The following is a 15,536-nucleotide window of genomic DNA, read 5'->3' as shown; positions in this document are numbered from 1 at the left end:
ATCCGCATGACCGTCATTGCTTCCTACAACCCTGCCGGCTGCGCCATCGTCATCGCCGATACGCTCATCAACGGGCCAGTGGGAGAAGCGGGACCGCCTCAGACCGTATTGCCAACCCTGGGCAACGTTTCCAATTTTTTTTCAGGCAGCTGGGCAATCAACAAGTCCTCGCAAAAGGTCTGCATCATCACTGACTACTGTGCGCTGGCATGGGCAGACAGCCAGCTACAGGCCAGGCACTTCATCACACGCTTGCGCAGGTTGTCCGGCAGAATCCGCATTACCCGGGACGTCATGAAAAAGCTGTTCGACAAGCTTGGCACACACGAACTGCAGCTTGCCGGCGCCATCCTTGAAGAAGACCAACTGCATACTTTCAGCATTGGTTGCGAGCAGTTCGAGTGCCCCATCCTCGGCGAGGTGCACTGCGGTGGATCTGGCGCCTCGGTCGTGCATGACTTCGCGCCGATCATGCAGAGCATTGCCCCAGCGCCGCCTGGCGAAGATGAAATCTCGGCCTATGCGGCCTCCATAGCCTTGACCCAGGTCGCCCATCTGCTAAATGCGGAGTTCAGGAAGGGCGACAGCGCTGACAGCCTGCTCGAGTTCTTTGGCGGCGGGTATGAAATGGCCGTGTTCTACGATGGCCGCTTCCATAAGCTCAGCGCGAACTTCGTGTTCCTGGATATCAGCATCAACCCGATGTCGAGAACTCTGCGGGTCGGCAATCCCAAACTGATCATCGCGCAAACCTACTGCGGCGACACCCTCAAGTACGAAGCCATCGTGCCCAAGAGCGCTGAAGAGGACGAGGTCACACGCCACGACCACATCGAAATTCCGCCTTTTGCCCACCCCTCGGCGCGCAAGGGCGATCCGTCGATGCAGGAAGACATCAACTGGGGGTGTTTCGTTTTCGTCGACAACTTCAAGCACGGCGGCGCTGCATTGGCCTCGATCATCGTTCGCTCGCAAACGCCGCCCATCGAGTACCGTGTCACCGATGGCCAGCTGACGTTTGAATATTCCGAGTCTGCCGGCCGCCAGATCAGCGCATACATCAACGCCCACTACCTATGATTCAAAACCGCTCGGCGACCATCTTGAACGGGTAAGGCTGGGCCTTGTACTTGCCGATCTTGCCGCGCTTGGGCAGCGCCACCTGGTGTTCGTGGCTGAGGTCCTTGTAGGGGATCTGCTGCAGCAGATGGCTGATGATGTTCAACCGCGCCTTGCGCTTGTCTTCCGAGCGGGCCATGTACCAAGGCGCCCAGGACGAGTCGGAGGCCGCGAACATGTCGTCGCGGGCGCGGGTGTAGTCGTCCCAGCGGGTGTACGACTTGACGTCCATCGGCGACAGCTTCCACAGCTTGCGCCCGTCGTTGATACGGTCCTGCAGGCGGCGGGTCTGCTCCTGGGCGCTGACTTCAAGCCAGTACTTGATGAGGATGATCCCCGACTCGACCATCATCCGCTCGAACATCGGCACCACGGTGAGGAACTTGCGCGCCTGCTCGTCGCTGCAGAACCCCATGACCCGCTCGACCCCGGCGCGGTTGTACCAACTGCGATCGAAGATCACCACCTCGCCGGCCGCCGGCAGGTGGGTCAGGTAGCGCTGGGCGTACATTTGGGTCTTTTCCCGCTCGGTCGGTGCTGGCAGCGCCACCACGCGGAACACCCGTGGGCTGACCCGCTCGGTGATGGCCTTGATCGTGCCGCCTTTGCCAGCGCCATCGCGGCCCTCGAAGACGATGCACACCTTGAGCCCCTTGGCGACCACCCACTGCTGCAGCTTCACCAGCTCGGTGTGCAGGCGCTTGAGCTCGGCGTCATAGGGCTTGCGCCCGAGTTTTTCCGCGGCGCTGTCCCGCTTGCGTTTGCTGCCGGCGTTCTTGGCCATCGCATGCTCCTCCCCGTCAGGCCCCGACGACGCGGGGCGGATCAGAGCAGTATGGATGAGCATGGGCAAATTGCCGGGCAGTCACCGGTGGCGCGCCGGGCACCAACTGCCAACCGCCGCACAAGCCCGTCGATATGTCGTCTTGCCACGATTGCGGACGCTCTGCCGCGCGGGTTCTAATCCCAGCGCCCTACCCGTGATCGGCAATTCAAGGAAGCCCTACGATGGACAGGAAGCTCATTGCCCCGGCCCTGCTGGCGAGCCTGGTCGGCTGCTCGGACGGCCAGCAGCCCAGCGAAGCCGAGCTGCGCCAGGCGGCCCAGGCCTACCTCGACACCCAGTACCCCTACTGCTTCGTGATCAGCGCCTTTCCCACCCGCACCCGCGACTTCGATGTCGAGGGCACCAACAAGGCCTTGCATGCCCTGGCCCAGGTCGGCGTGGTCAGTGAACGCGAGATCAGCCGCACCGAAGTCCCCGAGCGCCTGTGGCAACCGGCGCGCACCGACATCTACTACGCCTACGACCTCACCGACGAGGGCCGCCGCTACTATAAGGCCGATGCTCGCCAGGGCAAGACCGGGAACATCGGCGGCCTGTGCTTCGGCAAGGCCGAGGTCACCGCCATCAAGGGCTTCAGCGTGCCCGGCGAACAGCAGGGGCGCCGGCAAACGCAGGTCACCTACAGTTACCGGATCAACGAGCTGCCAGCCTGGGCCGCCGACAGCGCGATCCAGGCCGGGATCACCGGCCTCGACCAGGCGCTTGCCAGTGCCAGCAAGCCCCTGGAAGAAACCCGCGCTATGGTGCTCACCGCGCAAGGCTGGGTCCACGAGCGGCTGCTGGCCAATTGAACCTGCGCAGACGCCCCTGAACCTCGGCGCATTGACTCACCCCGGCATAAATGCTCAGATGCGCCCCTGCTTTCAGGTGTCCCAGGCCGCAGCGCCTGGGGTTAAACGGGAAGCCGGTGCCTCGCCCCTGGCGGGAAGTCCGGCGCTGCCCCCGCAACGGTAAGCGAGCCAGGCATTCGACAGACCACTGTGCCCCGAGCATGGGAAGGTGAATGCCCGACGACCCTCGCAAGCCCGGAGACCGGCCTGATTCGCCCATGGCCATTCCCGCGGAGGGCGGGTGCGCTGAGTGTGCCAGGCGCCCTGCCGCCTGCGCGGCTGCCAGCCACCGTCACCGTCGGGTTCATTCCTCCCGTCCTGGTGTCTGTTCATGCCTGTGCCCCTCCTGCGCCTCGAACACCTGCACTGGTCGCCGTCCCCCGGCGCGCCCGACCTGCTGGCAGCGATCGACCTCGAGGTGCGCCCCGGTGAATTCGTCGGCCTGATCGGCCCCAATGGCAGTGGCAAGACCAGCCTGCTGCGCTGCGCCTATCGTTTCAGCCGGCCACGCAGCGGCCGGGTATTGCTCGACGGCGAGGATATCTGGCGGCATCCACCGCGCTGGCTGGCCCGGCGCGTGGCGGTGATGCTCCAGGAGTTTCCCGAAGACTTCGGCCTGAGCGTGCGCGATGTCGTCGCCATGGGCCGCACCCCGCACCTGGGCTGGCTCGACGGCGATGGCCCTGGCGCACCAGTGGACGCTGCCATGCGCCAGTTGAACCTGCTGCAACGCGCCACGCAGGCGTTCGCCAGCTTGTCCGGCGGCGAGAAGCAGCGTGTGCTGCTGGCCCGGGCGCTGGCCCAGCAGCCGCGCCTGCTGATTCTCGACGAACCCACCAACCACCTCGACCCACGCCATCAACTGGCATTGCTGCAGCACCTGCGCGGTAGTGGCCTGGGCCTGTTGGCCAGCTTCCATGACCTCAACCTGGCCGCGGCCTTCTGCGATCGGCTGTACCTGATCGAGCAGGGTCGCCTGGTCAACCACGGCACGCCCGCCGAGGTCCTGACCGAACAGTGCCTGGCCGAGGTATTTGGCGTTCACGCCCTGGTCGACCGGCATCCCATTGGCGATCACCCACGCATTACCTGGATCCGTCACGCATGAAACCCTGGCTTGTTTTACTGCTCGCCTGCCTGCCCCTGTGCACCATGGCGGACAGCTTCCCCGTGACCGTGCGCAGTTGCGACCGCGCAGTCACCTTCACCCAACCACCGCAGCGGGCGGTGAGCCACGATGTCAACCTGACCGGCATGCTCCTGGCCCTTGGGCTGCGCGAACGCATGGTCGGCTACAGCGGCATCAGCGGCTGGAAAAGCCTCGACCCGGCACTGCGCGAGGCGTTGCATGGCCTACCGGAGCTGGCGCCGCGCTACCCTTCGGTGGAGAACCTGCTGGACGTCGACGCCGACTTGCTGTTCGCCGGCTGGAGCTATGGCATGCAGGTGGGCGGGCCGCTCACGCCGCAGCGCCTGGCGCCGTTCGGCATCCCGGTTTACGAGTTGAGCGAATCCTGCTCGCGGATCATGCCCTGGCACCCGGCGAGTCTCGAGGACCTCTACACCGACCTGGGCAACCTCGGGCGGATCTTCGGCGTCAGCGCGCGGGCCGATACGCTGATCGCCGCGTTGCGCCAGCGTGTCGCGCGCGTCAGCGCTGCGATGGCCTCGGTACAGACCAGGCCGCGGGTATTTCTCTACGACAGCGGCGAGGATCGCCCCACCACCTCCGGCAGCCTGGGCATGCCCCAGGCGCTGATCGACAGCGCCGGCGGGCGCAATGTCATGGCCGACGTGCAGGCCAGCTGGACCGAGGTCAGCTGGGAAAGCGTGGTTGAACGCGATCCGCAGGTCATCGTCATCGTCGACTACGGGCCGACCTCGTGGCAGCAGAAACGTGACTACCTACTCCAGCACCCGGCACTGGGCGCAGTCACGGCGATTCGCGAGCGGCGTTTCGTGGTGCTGTCGTACCTGCAGGTGACACCGTCGGTGGAAAACGCCGCCGCCATCGAAACACTCGCCCGGGCATTGCAGCCACAGCAGTTTGCCGGAGCGCAGCCATGAATCCGCTGCGCCAACCCACGGCCTATCGCCTGTTGCTTCTGGCCCTGAGCGCCGCGTTGCTGGGCTCGTGCCTGTTGTCGCTGGGGTTCGGCGCGGCCCAGGTGCCGGCCGCCAAGGTGCTGGAAATCGTCCTGCAGCAACTGGGCCTGGCCCAGGCGGCGGACCTCGGCCGCGGCCAGGCCCAGATCGTCTGGCAGATCCGTGCGCCACGGGTGCTGCTCGGCGCCCTGGTCGGCGCCGGGTTGGCGCTGGTCGGCTGTGCCCTGCAGGCAGTGACCCGCAACCCTCTGGCCGACCCGCACCTGCTGGGGGTGAGTTCGGGGGCGGTGCTGGGCGCGGTGTTGGTGGTGCTCTACCTTGGCCCTTTCGCCGGGGTGCTGAGCTTGCCGCTGGCGGCATTTCTCGGCGCCCTGGGCTGCATGCTGCTGGTCCTTGGCGTGGCCAGCCGACGTGGGCGCCTGGACAGCGAACAGCTGCTGCTGGCCGGGGTCGCGGTGTCATTCGTGGTGATGGCGCTGGCCAACCTGCTGCTGTACACCGGTGATCCCCATGCGGCGAGCTCGGTGATGTTCTGGATGCTTGGCGGGCTGGGGCTGGCCCAGTGGTCATTGCTGTGGCTGCCGGCCTTGAGCGTGCTGGCCGGTTTCATCCTGCTGATGGTGATGGCCCGCGCGCTCAACGCCTTGATGAGCGGCGAACAGACCGCCGTGAGCCTAGGCATCGACACTCGCCGGGTACGCGCCGGCGTGTTCGTAGCCTGCGCCTTGCTGACCGGCGTGCTGGTGTCGCTGTCGGGCGCCATCGGTTTCGTCGGGCTGATGCTGCCGCATATCGCCCGCCGCCTGGTCGGCGCCGAGCATCGTCGACTGCTGCCGGCCTGCGCGCTGCTTGGGGCGCTGTTCGTGGTCTGGGTCGACCTGGCCGCGCGCACCTTGATCGCCCCGCAGGACCTGCCGATCGGTATCGCCACGGCGGCGCTGGGGGGTGGATTCTTTATCGTGTTGCTGCGCCGCCAGGGCTGAGCCTGCCATGGCTTATTGATGCGGCGGGAGCCAATAATAGCTATTCGCCATCTCGCACATCTGCCCTACATCCCCAGGGGTACGCCAGCGCTATAGTCGCCCTACCCCTCGTCCGGCCAGTCCCTCCCTTTCCTGGCCGGGCGAGCGGCGTTCCGAGAACAATGCCAAGGAAGCAATGCGATGATCCCCATGTCCCTCCCCATCAAGTCCCTGGTCCTGCTCGCCGGCCTCGCCGCCATGGCCGGCTGCCAGACCGCCTCGCCCAATGCCGACACCCTCAAGCAACGCACCGAGGTCACCCTGGGCGTGCCGGTGAGCAAGGTCAGCAACCTGCGCAGCGACTCCAGCACCACTTACTACAGCGTGAGCACCGGCAAGGGCCAGTTCGACTGCCAGGTGGCCAGTGGCGGCATGGTCGCCGTCGCCGGCATGGGTCTGATTACGCCCTCCCCCAACTGCTGGAAAGAAGGCCAGACCCCGGCCTTCCAGTGACTTTGGGCCGCGCCGGCCTAGTTGGTCGGCGCCGCTGCCTCCTCGCGCAATGTCCGCAATGCCGCGCGCAGCTCCGCCGGCCGCACCGGTTTGGCCAGTACGGCGATGCCGCGCGCCTGCAACGCGCCCTGCAGGCGATCCAGGTCATGGCCGGTCATGATCAGGGCCGGCACCCGCTCGCCGCGCTGGGCCCGCAGCTGGTCGATGCAATCGATACCCGTGGCCTGCGGCCCCAGGTCATAGTCGGCGACGATCACCTCGCAGTCACTGCTCAGCCCGTGGGGCGAGCTTTCGGCCTGCACCTCGCAGCCCCAGCGCCGCAGCAAGGCACTGGTGGCCTGCAACACGTTGTGGTCATCCTCCACCAGGCACACCCGCAAACCGCTGAGCATGCCGGCCTGGATCGCCTGGTCGATGTTCGAGCGCGGCACCTGCGGCGCGACGATCGGCAACCCCTGCAAAGTCACCGTGGTGCCATGTCCTGGACGCGAGCGCAGGCTTACCCTGAGCCCCATCAAGGTGCCGAGGCGCTTGACGATGGCCAGCCCCAGGCCGACTCCCTCGACATCCTTGTCACGCAGTTCGCGCACCCGGTAGAACTCCTCGAACACCTTGTCCTGATGCTCGAGGGCGATGCCGCGCCCGCGATCGCAGACCACAATGGCCAGGCCCTGGCCACGCGGGCGCACGCCTATCAGCAAGGGGCGTCCGGCGGCGTACTTGAAGCTATTGGACAACAGGTTCTGGACCATGGTCGCCAGCATCCCCGGGTCGGCGCGAATCCAGTGCCGGCTGGGTACCAGGCGCATCTCAACGCCCGCCCAGCGCGCCGCTTCGCTGTTCTGGCGCAGCAGCTCGCGCAAAAAGCCATCCACGGCGAACGACTCCCACTTCGGCTGCACCTGGCCGTTGTCCAGGGTGTAGAGGTCGAGGATCGAACGGAACAGTTGCGAGACATTGAGCAGCGAGCGGTCGATGCTGTCCACCAGGCGCCGTTCTTCCTCGCCCAAGTGGGCCTCGCGCAGGCAGGCGGTGAACAGGCCAATGGAGTGAATCGGCTGGCGCAGGTCATGGCTGGCCTGGGCCAGGAAGCGCGACTTCTCTCGGGTCGCGGCCTCGGCCAGGGCCGTGGCCTTGCGTGTGCGCTCCAGCAGCAGGTGGGCGTAGAACGGGATCAAGGTGCTGGTAGTCAGCAGCATCAGCACCACGAACGGCTGCTGTTGCCAGTACGGCGTCAGCTGCCAGACCACCAGCAGCGCAGCCAGGGCCAGAACTGTGGCGATGGCCAGGTAGCGCGAGCCAAAGCGCATGCCGTTGCCCAGGTTGATCCAGACCATCACCGCATACAGCGGCAAGGCCGCCTCGCCCCCGACCACCAGGCCAAAACTGGTGCCCGTGTAGTCGCCGAGCATGCCGAAGATGCGCCGGGCGGGATAGTGCCCGGGCCAGCGCTTGATGGCCTGGCGCATGATCACCGAGACCACGACGAAGGCCGCGTAGTAGAGCAGCACGGGCAGGTAGGTCACGAGCTCGCGCCCGGGCAGGAAGCCGAGCAGCGCCACGTAGCTGATTGCGCAGGAAGCCACGATGATGCGCAGGTTGGCTTGGTCCAGTTCGTTGTTTTTCTCGAACTTCATGGGGTAACGTCCTTGTGCGCCAGTAGTCAATTCCTGCATTTATCCCGGAAATGGCCGCAGGTGACTGCTAAATTAGCATGTGTCGGCTAACAGGGAGTGCCACGACGTGACGTGCCGCATCATCGTGGCGGACGATCATCCGCTGTTCAGGGAAGCCATGGTCAGCACCGTGCGCCGCCTGTTGCCCGAAGCCGAGCTGGAGCAGGCCGGTAGCCTGCAGGACGTGTTGCGCCTGGTCAGCCAGGGCACGCCAGCGGACACCCTGATCCTCGACCTACGCTTCCCCGGCCTGACCTGCATCGGCCGCCTCGCCGAGCTGCGTCGGCAAATGCCGCGCACCACGCTGATCATCGCCTCGATGGTCGATGACCCGGATGTGGTTGCCGAGGTCATGGCCGCCGGCGCCGACGGTTTCATCGGCAAGAGCCTGACCCCGGACGAGATCGCCGAGGCGATCCTGGCTATTCGCGAGGGCGATGTGGTGGTGCGCTACGCGCCCTCCGGGCTGCTGCCGCAGATGGGTGCCGACAGCGAGCTGGAGCAGCTCACCCACCGCCAGCAGGATGTGCTGCGCCTGATCGCCCAAGGCAAGACCAACAAGGAAATCGCCCGGGAACTGGATATTTCTCCGTTCACCGTGCGCATCCATGTTTCTTCGCTGCTCAAGACCCTCAATGTGCCGACCCGCACCGCGGCGGCGGTCAAATATTCCGGCAGCTAATCTGCCTACACCCGCCAACGCACCTCGGTGATGCCGTAGCGCTCCGCCATCGGCCGGCTCACCTTCCTGATCCGCTCCCGCCCGAATTTCGGGATGATCCCCAAACCCGCATCGCAACTGGCCCAATGCCAAGCCTCGGCATTGTCCATGTGTTCCAGGCGGATGATGAACTGGCGTGGCTGGCCATGCAGTTGGTATTCGATGGTGTACAGCTGGGGATTAGGCATTGCGCGAAGCCCTCCTGGTTTCCATGGATAACACTTCGACTGACTGCACCGACGGGCAAAAAATTCAATGACATCTCAGGCGAGGTGATGCGGAGCGCGTCTGTGCTGGTCGGTCTCCCCTCATCGCCATGACAGCCGTTGCCCGCCCGACAAGTGCTGCCATGTTGACCGGGTACCGGGAACTGTTTAATCTCCGCAAACCTACCGACCGGTAGGTTTGTTTTGTTTGACTTTGTGGATACACCCGTCATGCCCCGCACATCCAACCTGCGCTTCGCCGCCTCCCTCGCGCTGATCGGCGCCTTGGGCCCTTCAGCCATCGACATGTACCTGGCCAGCCTGCCTGAAATGGCCCGAGACTTCGGTACCGGCTATACCCAGGTGCAATTGACCCTGACCGTGTTCCTAATGGCCATGGGCGCCGGCCAGTTGTTGTTCGGCCCGTTGGTGGACGCGCTGGGCCGCCGCCGCCCCTTGCTTGCCGGGCTGCTGGTGTTCAGCCTGGCGTCGCTGGCCGCGGCGGCGGCTGGTTCGCTGGAAGCCCTGCTGATGGCGCGCTTGATCCAAGGCCTGGCTAGCGCGCTGACCTTGGTGGTGATCATGAGCATGGTTCGCGATGTCGCCGACGGCGCCCGGGCGGCGCAGATCTTCGCCCTGCTGATGACCATCGAGGGCCTGGCACCGATTCTGGCTCCGGCCGTGGGCGGCCTGGTCGATGCCGCCTATGGTTGGCGGGCGATCATGCTGGTGCTGGCAGGCCTGGGCCTGCTGACCCTGGTCAACTCGCTGCTGACCCTCGGCGAAACCCTGCCCCTCGACGCCCGTATGCGCCTGGCCCCGGGCACGGTATGGCGCACCTACGCCCGCATCGCCAGCGATGGCGCCTTCCTGCGCCCGGCCTTGGCGCTGTCGGCGGTGTTCTTCTTCCTGTTCGCCTACATTGCCGGGTCCGCCTATGTGTACCAGCAGCACTTTGGTCTTTCCAGCGCGCACTTCGGCCTGCTGTTCGGCGGCTGCGGCGTGGCCATTCTGCTTGGCGCGGCGCTGTCCGGACGCTGGGTGACCAGGCACGGCGTGGCGCGGGTGGCCTGGTGGGGCGCGGTGTGCATGGGCGCCGGTGCGTTGTTGATGGTCGTGGCCGGGCTGACTGGGGGTGGTTTGCCTGTACTGCTGGGTGGCGTGGTGCTTGCGCTGTTCGGCCTGGGGATCTGCGAAGCGACGCTGATGGCCTTGGCGATGTCCTCGCAACAGCGCGATGTCGGCTCGACCGCTGCGTTGCTGGGTGCCTTGCAACTGGTGATTTCGTCGAGCGCCACGCCCTTGGCCGGGCATCTGGCGACCCTCGGGCCGTTGGCCTGGGCCTGGTTGCTGGCGGCGGCGGCGCTGGGGATCGTCGGTTTGACCCGCGCGGCCCTGACACAGACAATCAGCGCCTCGTCCTGCAGCGTCAACCCGGAGTGACTGCCTTGAAATCCCTGACCCCTTCCGCCGCCCGCGTGTGCGACCATGCTGTGGAGCACTTCGCCGAGCATGGCTACGACGGTTCGTCGCTGAACGAGATCGCTGCCTTGGCGGGCATGCGCAAGGCCTCGTTGTATGCGCATTTCGCCAACAAGGACGCGTTGTTCACCAGCGCGTTCGAGCGGGCGTTGGCGGCGGAGACCGCCTATGTCGAATCGGGTTTCCGTCAGGAGGCGTGTGGTGGGGAAGCGCCGGGGCACTGGCATCCGCTGCACCTGGCCGAGCGCTATGCAGGCTCGGCCAACCTGCGCTTCGTGCTGCGCACCGCGTTCTTGCCGCCGGCGTCGATTCGCGGCGTGGTGACCGGTGGTTTCGAAGCCTACCTGGAGCAGATTCGCCAAGGGTTCTGCCAGGCCCTGCGCGAGCGGCATGCCTGGGCGCGCAATGATGGCAACAAGCTCGAACTCTATGGTGATGCGTACCTAGGGATCATCGACAGCCTGCATGTTGAATTGCTGTACGCGAACCCAGCGGTGTTTGCCCGGCGGGCGGCGTCCTTGTTGAAGATTCTCGATGATTCGCTGCACATGGCAGGCAGGTAAAACAACGCTTTCTGCTCGCCAAAGGTAGAACTGCCGTTGCCGTTGCCGTTGCCGTTGCCGTTGCCGTTGCCGTTGCCGTTGCCGTTGCCGTTGCCGTTGCCGATCAAGAGTCTAGCGCCAAACCCAACGCGCGACAGCTGCGCCAGCCCAGGCGCCGCCCGTACCTTCGCGACTTCAGGAGGCCGAACGCAGGCCTTGCGGAGGGAGGTGACGGGCATGGATGCCCGTCAAGCGCTGCGCCCCAGGATGGGGCGTTCAGCGCGGTCCTCCCGGGAGCAAGGCCGGAGTGAGGGAACCCGGAGCGAAGCGGAGGGCCGGATGAATGGAGCGCAGCGTTTTTTGGTTACTTTTTGTCGCGTTTGACAAAAAGTGACTCGCCGTTGAACTGACCCCCGAAAGTTGGACGCCTGACCCCAAGCGGAGGGTGTTCCATGACGAAATACGACCTAGCGCTCAAGCAAGCACTCATCGAGGAGTGTCTTTCTGCCCGGAGTGTTCATGAGGTGGCACTGAGGCATAGCCTGAGTGCATCGCTGCTGCGCCGTTGGATAAAGGGCTATGAGCAACACGGTGCTGCAGGTCTGGCTACCAAGTACAGCCACTACGACGCCCAGTTCAAGTTGAAGGTTTTGCAGTGCATCGAGCAAGACGGACTGTCAGCCCAGCAAGCCTGCATACAGTTTGATATTCGTGGCCCGAGTAGCATCAGGCAATGGAAAAGGTTGTACGATGAAGGCGGACTAGAAGCACTTCACCCGCATCGTGCCCGAGAATCCAGTATGCCCCGCAAAGCATCAGAACAACCCAACGTAAGCCCTGCTAAGCCTGCAGATGCTGAGTTGACACCTAAGCAAATGCTCGAAGAGCTGGAGTATTTACGTGCGGAGAATGCCTATCTAAAAAAGCTCGATGCCTTGATCCAAGCGGATCCACGCACTGCGCAACCAAGAAAGCGCAGGCTGTCCAAGGATTGAGGCATGAACATCGACTGGCTCTGCTGTTACGTGCTGCAGGGCTGGCACGCAGTACCTTCTATTACCAAAGCAAAGCCTTGGTGGCCGACAAGCATGCGGCCCTCAAAGAACGCATCAAGAGTGTCTATCACAGGCATAAGGGGCGGTACGGCTATCGCCGCATCACCGCCGTGCTTGGGTGCCATGGCGAGGTGATCAATCACAAGAAGGTGCAGCGGTTGATGCAGTTAATGGATCTGAAATCGCTGGTAAAAGTGAAGAAATATCGCTCCTACCGAGGTTCCGAAGGGCTTGTTGCATCTGATCTGCTCAAGCGTGAGTTCAAGGCGGAAGCCCCTAATCAGAAATGGGTAACCGATGTGACAGAGTTCAAGGTGAAAGGGCAGAAGCTGTTTCTTTCGCCTGTGATGGACCTGTACAACGGCGAAATTCTTGCCTATCAGATCAATCCGCGCCCTGAGTTCAAGATGGTGTCGGCGATGTTGGAGCAAGCTTTCGAGCGGCTGAACCCAGATGACAAACCGATATTGCACTCCGATCAGGGCTGGCAATACCGACAGCCCGCTTATCGACATATGCTGGGCAGAAAGAAAATACAACAGAGTATGTCGCGTAAGGGTAACTGCCTGGACAATGCCGCGATGGAAAGCTTCTTTGGCACACTCAAGAGCGAGTTTTTCTATTTGCAATCGTTTGAGAGTGTTGAACAACTGGCGTCAGGCCTTGAGGACTACATCGCCTACTACAACCAAGAGCGTATAAGTCTAAGACTGAATGGCTTGAGTCCGGTACAATTTCGGACCCAAGCGCTGAACCCATAGCGTACCCCGTCCAACTTTCGGGGGTCAGTTCACGTAAGGGCGAAAAGGTGACTATGCGTCGGCATCGCAAATGAATGCGCTTACATCTGTAGAAACCCACGCCGACCGACTTTGACTTTGACTTTGACTTTGACTTTGACTTTGACTTTGACTTTCAGAGCGTGGGTCTTGAAAGTTATACGCTCATTCATTGGCGATGGCGACGCACAGTCACCTTTCCGCCCTTACGGCCAGCCCTTTCAAGGTGTTGAGAATTGGCGTCCGACTTAGACTCGCCGGGGTCGCTTTGCGACCCTTTCCGACCGGTCCGACGCCTCGGCAAGGCCGCTCCTACAGGTGACCGTGCCGTCCTGAGCGGCCTTGTGTCGCGAAAGGGCTGCAACGCAGCCCCGGCAATCTTGAATTGAAGCGGCCACATCCGAAAAAACGCAAAGACCTTGAAAGGGCTGGCCCTTACGGCGGGTCCCTTTTTGAAGGGGAAAAGTAGGCAAAACCGTTCCGCTCCGTTCATCCGGCCCCTACGCTTCGCTCCGGGGTCCCCTCGCTCCGTTCTTGCTCCCGGGAGGACCGCGCTGAACGCCCCATCCTGGGGCGCAGCGCTTGACGGGCATCCATGCCCGTCACCTCCCTCCGCAAGAACTCCGCTCGGCCTCCTGAAGTCGCAATTGGCGGCGCCTGGACTATCGCGCGCTTAGAAGCAAAATCAAGAGCACAACAACAACAACAACAACAACAACAACAACAACAACAACAACAACAACAACAACAACCAAGCGACAAAAAAACAGAACACGCCTAACAAGTATAGGTAGTCAATCCGCGCGACCAACCGGCATATATCCCCCTGGTGTAACCACTTGCCCAAGGTCTATATGACGAAAGTCCGGCTTGGCCCCCAACCGCGCGTTGAACCGCACATTGAAGGTAAACGGATCATCGGTCGGCATGTCCAGAGCCCGACCATATACGCCACTTACTGCCTCACCGTCATAGCCCATCAACTTGAGCAGCGTCGGGAACAAGTTGTAATGGCTCGATGCATTGCGGTTCTGCGCCAGGTGCGCCTGCCAATCGAGGGTCTTGAGCCCCTGGCCCTGGATCACCACCAGCGGCACCAGCCCCTCTTCCGGCACCGGGTCGCTATCGCAATGCGTGTTCAGACCTGGATTACCCCGCTCGTGCAGGTCCTGGCCATGATCGGAGGTATACAGCACCACGGCATGGCTGAGGTCACCCTCGGCAAACAACCGGCGAAAGAACTCGCCGACGTTCCACAGCACCGTGTTCTGGTAGGCATTACGATACAACTGCCAATCCTCCGTGCTGCCATCGAAGCCATCACGGGTACCGGTATCGGCAATATCGACAAAGTGCCCACGGGGCAAGGCTGGCTTGTAGATCAGGAAATCATCCGGGTACTTGTCGTGCACCGGAAAATGCGCGCCAACCTTGTTGATCACGATCAGCTGCGGCTTGCCATCCTTGAGCAATGCCACCAGCCGTTGCAACGCAGCCATGTCACGCTGCACCACAGGCGTGTCGTCGAACTGGATGAACTGGTCGATATCGCGCTTTTCGGTCTCGGTCATCAGGTTCTGCAGATTGCCGCCGGTACGCTGGCCGTCGATGTAGACAGTGCCCAGGCCCGCCTGCTTGGCGTACTGCCAGATCGACGGCTGGGTGGTGTTGATACGCAAGTAATCGTCGCGCGTGCCGCCATAACGCAAGGTGACATTGGTATCGGCACTGCAGTTGGCGATCGACGCCGCGTAGCCGAAATTGACAATGGACACGCCCGGCTGCGCCTGGAGCAGATGGCTCGTTACCCCAGCCGGCGTGTTCAGATCCAGGTAGTTGCCCGAGATGCTCTCGTCAATCAACAGCACGATATCGCGGGCCATCGGCGGGCCGCTGCGTGGCAGCGTCACCGGTTGGCGCGGGCCGACATGGTCGTGCAAGGTCTCGTAGCCGAACAGCCCCAGGTAGGCCAGTGGCGTGTACATCACCGGCAAGCCCCGGGCCCCTTCGCCGGCGCGCACGAACAGCACCGCCATCAGCAACAGCACACCCAGCACTGGCGCCGTTGGCGCCACCGCGCGCGGCAGCCAAGGCCAATGTCCGGGACGCAGGCCGACGCCCAACAGCAACAGCATCGCCCGGCCCGCCGCCAAGGTTATGGCGTAGTGGTACTGCTGCAACGCCTCCTGAACGAAACCGCCGGCATAGACCATAGACACAAACGCACTATAGGTCAGGTACGAATCGGTAATACGGTCATATGCATCCAGGAACACCGCGCTTACCGCCAGCACCACCGCCAGCCCCCAGCGCAGCCAGCCCAGGCGGGTGAACGCCGCCAGCAGCAATGCCGCGACCAATATCGCGAACATGCCCAGGTACAGCACCAGCGGCAGGCCAATACCCAAGGCTTCTATGCGCTCGCGGTAATAGACGTGAAAGCTGATGAGATAGATGAGCAACAGCGAAATCTTGATCCAGCCACGCATGTCCCGGTCACCCTCGTCATGGATTGCTCCTCAAACCGTAGCAGCTGTGAAACAAACCACAACGTAAAATAGTCAATTTTCCGACGATATTAAGACGCCAGTTTCTGGCACTTCCAAGTAGTCGTTGATGATTATGACTATCGTCTAGAGCCCGCTTGTTCCGCCGCATCAGACCGTTCATCGGGACGCGGAACAGCCACTTGCCAGCA

Annotated in this window: 15 protein-coding genes and 1 riboswitch; of the genes, 11 read left to right on the top strand and 4 right to left on the bottom strand. The window is 63.2% G+C overall.

What is annotated here, in order from left to right; all coding sequences use genetic code 11:
* Nucleotides 1-6: 6 nt before the first annotated feature.
* Entirely contained in the window at nt 7-1,080 is a 1,074-nt protein-coding gene (locus HU772_RS12215; protein ID WP_186662149.1) for a hypothetical protein, read from the top strand.
* 1 nt (nt 1,081) lies between these two features.
* Here the strand turns inward: HU772_RS12215 and ppk2 are convergent, their stop codons facing one another.
* Nucleotides 1,082-1,903 (bottom strand): polyphosphate kinase 2, encoded by an 822-nt coding sequence (ppk2, locus tag HU772_RS12210; protein WP_186662150.1) that lies wholly within the window; start codon nt 1,901-1,903, stop codon nt 1,082-1,084.
* 224 nt (nt 1,904-2,127) lie between these two features.
* Here ppk2 and HU772_RS12205 point away from each other — a divergent pair, with 224 nt between their 5' ends.
* From HU772_RS12205 to HU772_RS12185, 5 genes are all read left to right on the top strand, one after another.
* The gene (locus HU772_RS12205) at nt 2,128-2,757 is read left to right on the top strand and encodes an SEN1982 family lipoprotein (protein WP_186662151.1); all 630 of its coding nucleotides are present in this window, start codon (nt 2,128-2,130) and stop codon (nt 2,755-2,757) included.
* A gap of 70 nt (nt 2,758-2,827) precedes the next feature.
* Nucleotides 2,828-3,009, top strand: a riboswitch (cobalamin riboswitch).
* Between the two features lie 124 nt (nt 3,010-3,133).
* Nucleotides 3,134-3,904, top strand: a complete 771-nt coding sequence (locus HU772_RS12200; protein WP_225923152.1) for an ABC transporter ATP-binding protein — start codon at nt 3,134-3,136, stop codon at nt 3,902-3,904.
* Complete coding sequence (locus HU772_RS12195) at nt 3,901-4,863, top strand: ABC transporter substrate-binding protein (RefSeq protein ID WP_186662153.1); 963 nt, start codon at nt 3,901-3,903, stop codon at nt 4,861-4,863. Before HU772_RS12200 ends, HU772_RS12195 begins: the two co-directional genes overlap by 4 nt.
* On the top strand, nt 4,860-5,885 hold the full coding sequence (locus tag HU772_RS12190; RefSeq protein WP_186662154.1) for a FecCD family ABC transporter permease: 1,026 nt from the start codon (nt 4,860-4,862) through the stop codon (nt 5,883-5,885). The genes HU772_RS12195 and HU772_RS12190 overlap by 4 nt, the downstream gene beginning before the upstream one ends.
* 180 nt (nt 5,886-6,065) lie before the next feature.
* Nucleotides 6,066-6,377: a hypothetical protein gene (locus tag HU772_RS12185; protein ID WP_186662155.1), complete on the top strand. Its 312-nt coding sequence runs from the start codon at nt 6,066-6,068 to the stop codon at nt 6,375-6,377.
* A gap of 17 nt (nt 6,378-6,394) precedes the next feature.
* Here the strand turns inward: HU772_RS12185 and HU772_RS12180 are convergent, their stop codons facing one another.
* Nucleotides 6,395-8,014: an ATP-binding response regulator gene (locus HU772_RS12180; RefSeq protein ID WP_186662156.1), complete on the bottom strand. Its 1,620-nt coding sequence runs from the start codon at nt 8,012-8,014 to the stop codon at nt 6,395-6,397.
* A 106-nt stretch (nt 8,015-8,120) separates the two neighbouring features.
* Between HU772_RS12180 and HU772_RS12175 the strand changes: the two genes are divergently transcribed.
* Nucleotides 8,121-8,735, top strand: a complete 615-nt coding sequence (locus tag HU772_RS12175; protein ID WP_186662157.1) for a LuxR C-terminal-related transcriptional regulator — start codon at nt 8,121-8,123, stop codon at nt 8,733-8,735.
* Between the two features lie 5 nt (nt 8,736-8,740).
* Here the strand turns inward: HU772_RS12175 and HU772_RS12170 are convergent, their stop codons facing one another.
* Nucleotides 8,741-8,962, bottom strand: a complete 222-nt coding sequence (locus HU772_RS12170; RefSeq protein WP_186662158.1) for a DUF6555 family protein — start codon at nt 8,960-8,962, stop codon at nt 8,741-8,743.
* 249 nt (nt 8,963-9,211) lie between these two features.
* Between HU772_RS12170 and HU772_RS12165 the strand changes: the two genes are divergently transcribed.
* The 4 genes from HU772_RS12165 (at nt 9,212) to HU772_RS12150 (ending at nt 13,619) form a co-directional block, all read left to right on the top strand.
* On the top strand, nt 9,212-10,423 hold the full coding sequence (locus tag HU772_RS12165; RefSeq protein ID WP_186662159.1) for a multidrug effflux MFS transporter: 1,212 nt from the start codon (nt 9,212-9,214) through the stop codon (nt 10,421-10,423).
* Nucleotides 10,420-11,025, top strand: a complete 606-nt coding sequence (locus HU772_RS12160; RefSeq protein ID WP_186662160.1) for a TetR/AcrR family transcriptional regulator — start codon at nt 10,420-10,422, stop codon at nt 11,023-11,025. The genes HU772_RS12165 and HU772_RS12160 overlap by 4 nt, the downstream gene beginning before the upstream one ends.
* A gap of 431 nt (nt 11,026-11,456) precedes the next feature.
* Nucleotides 11,457-12,820 (top strand): IS3 family transposase gene (locus HU772_RS12155; protein ID WP_437182400.1). Its coding sequence is split into 2 segments (ribosomal slippage): nt 11,457-11,922 and nt 11,922-12,820, totalling 1,365 coding nucleotides; the frame shifts between segments, so codons are not numbered across the junction.
* Nucleotides 12,821-13,433: 613 nt separating this feature from the next.
* Entirely contained in the window at nt 13,434-13,619 is a 186-nt protein-coding gene (locus HU772_RS12150; protein ID WP_186661521.1) for a hypothetical protein, read from the top strand.
* Between the two features lie 13 nt (nt 13,620-13,632).
* Here HU772_RS12150 and HU772_RS12145 read toward each other — a convergent pair whose 3' ends face one another.
* The gene (locus HU772_RS12145) at nt 13,633-15,327 is read right to left on the bottom strand and encodes a sulfatase-like hydrolase/transferase (protein WP_186661520.1); all 1,695 of its coding nucleotides are present in this window, start codon (nt 15,325-15,327) and stop codon (nt 13,633-13,635) included.
* Between the last annotated feature and the right edge of the window lie 209 nt (nt 15,328-15,536).

The sequence above is a fragment of the Pseudomonas xantholysinigenes genome (genome assembly GCF_014268885.2).
In the GTDB taxonomy this organism is placed as follows: domain Bacteria; phylum Pseudomonadota; class Gammaproteobacteria; order Pseudomonadales; family Pseudomonadaceae; genus Aquipseudomonas; species Aquipseudomonas xantholysinigenes.
The sequence above is the reverse complement of the archived record's forward strand: the minus strand, read 5'-3'. Positions and strand labels throughout refer to the sequence as shown.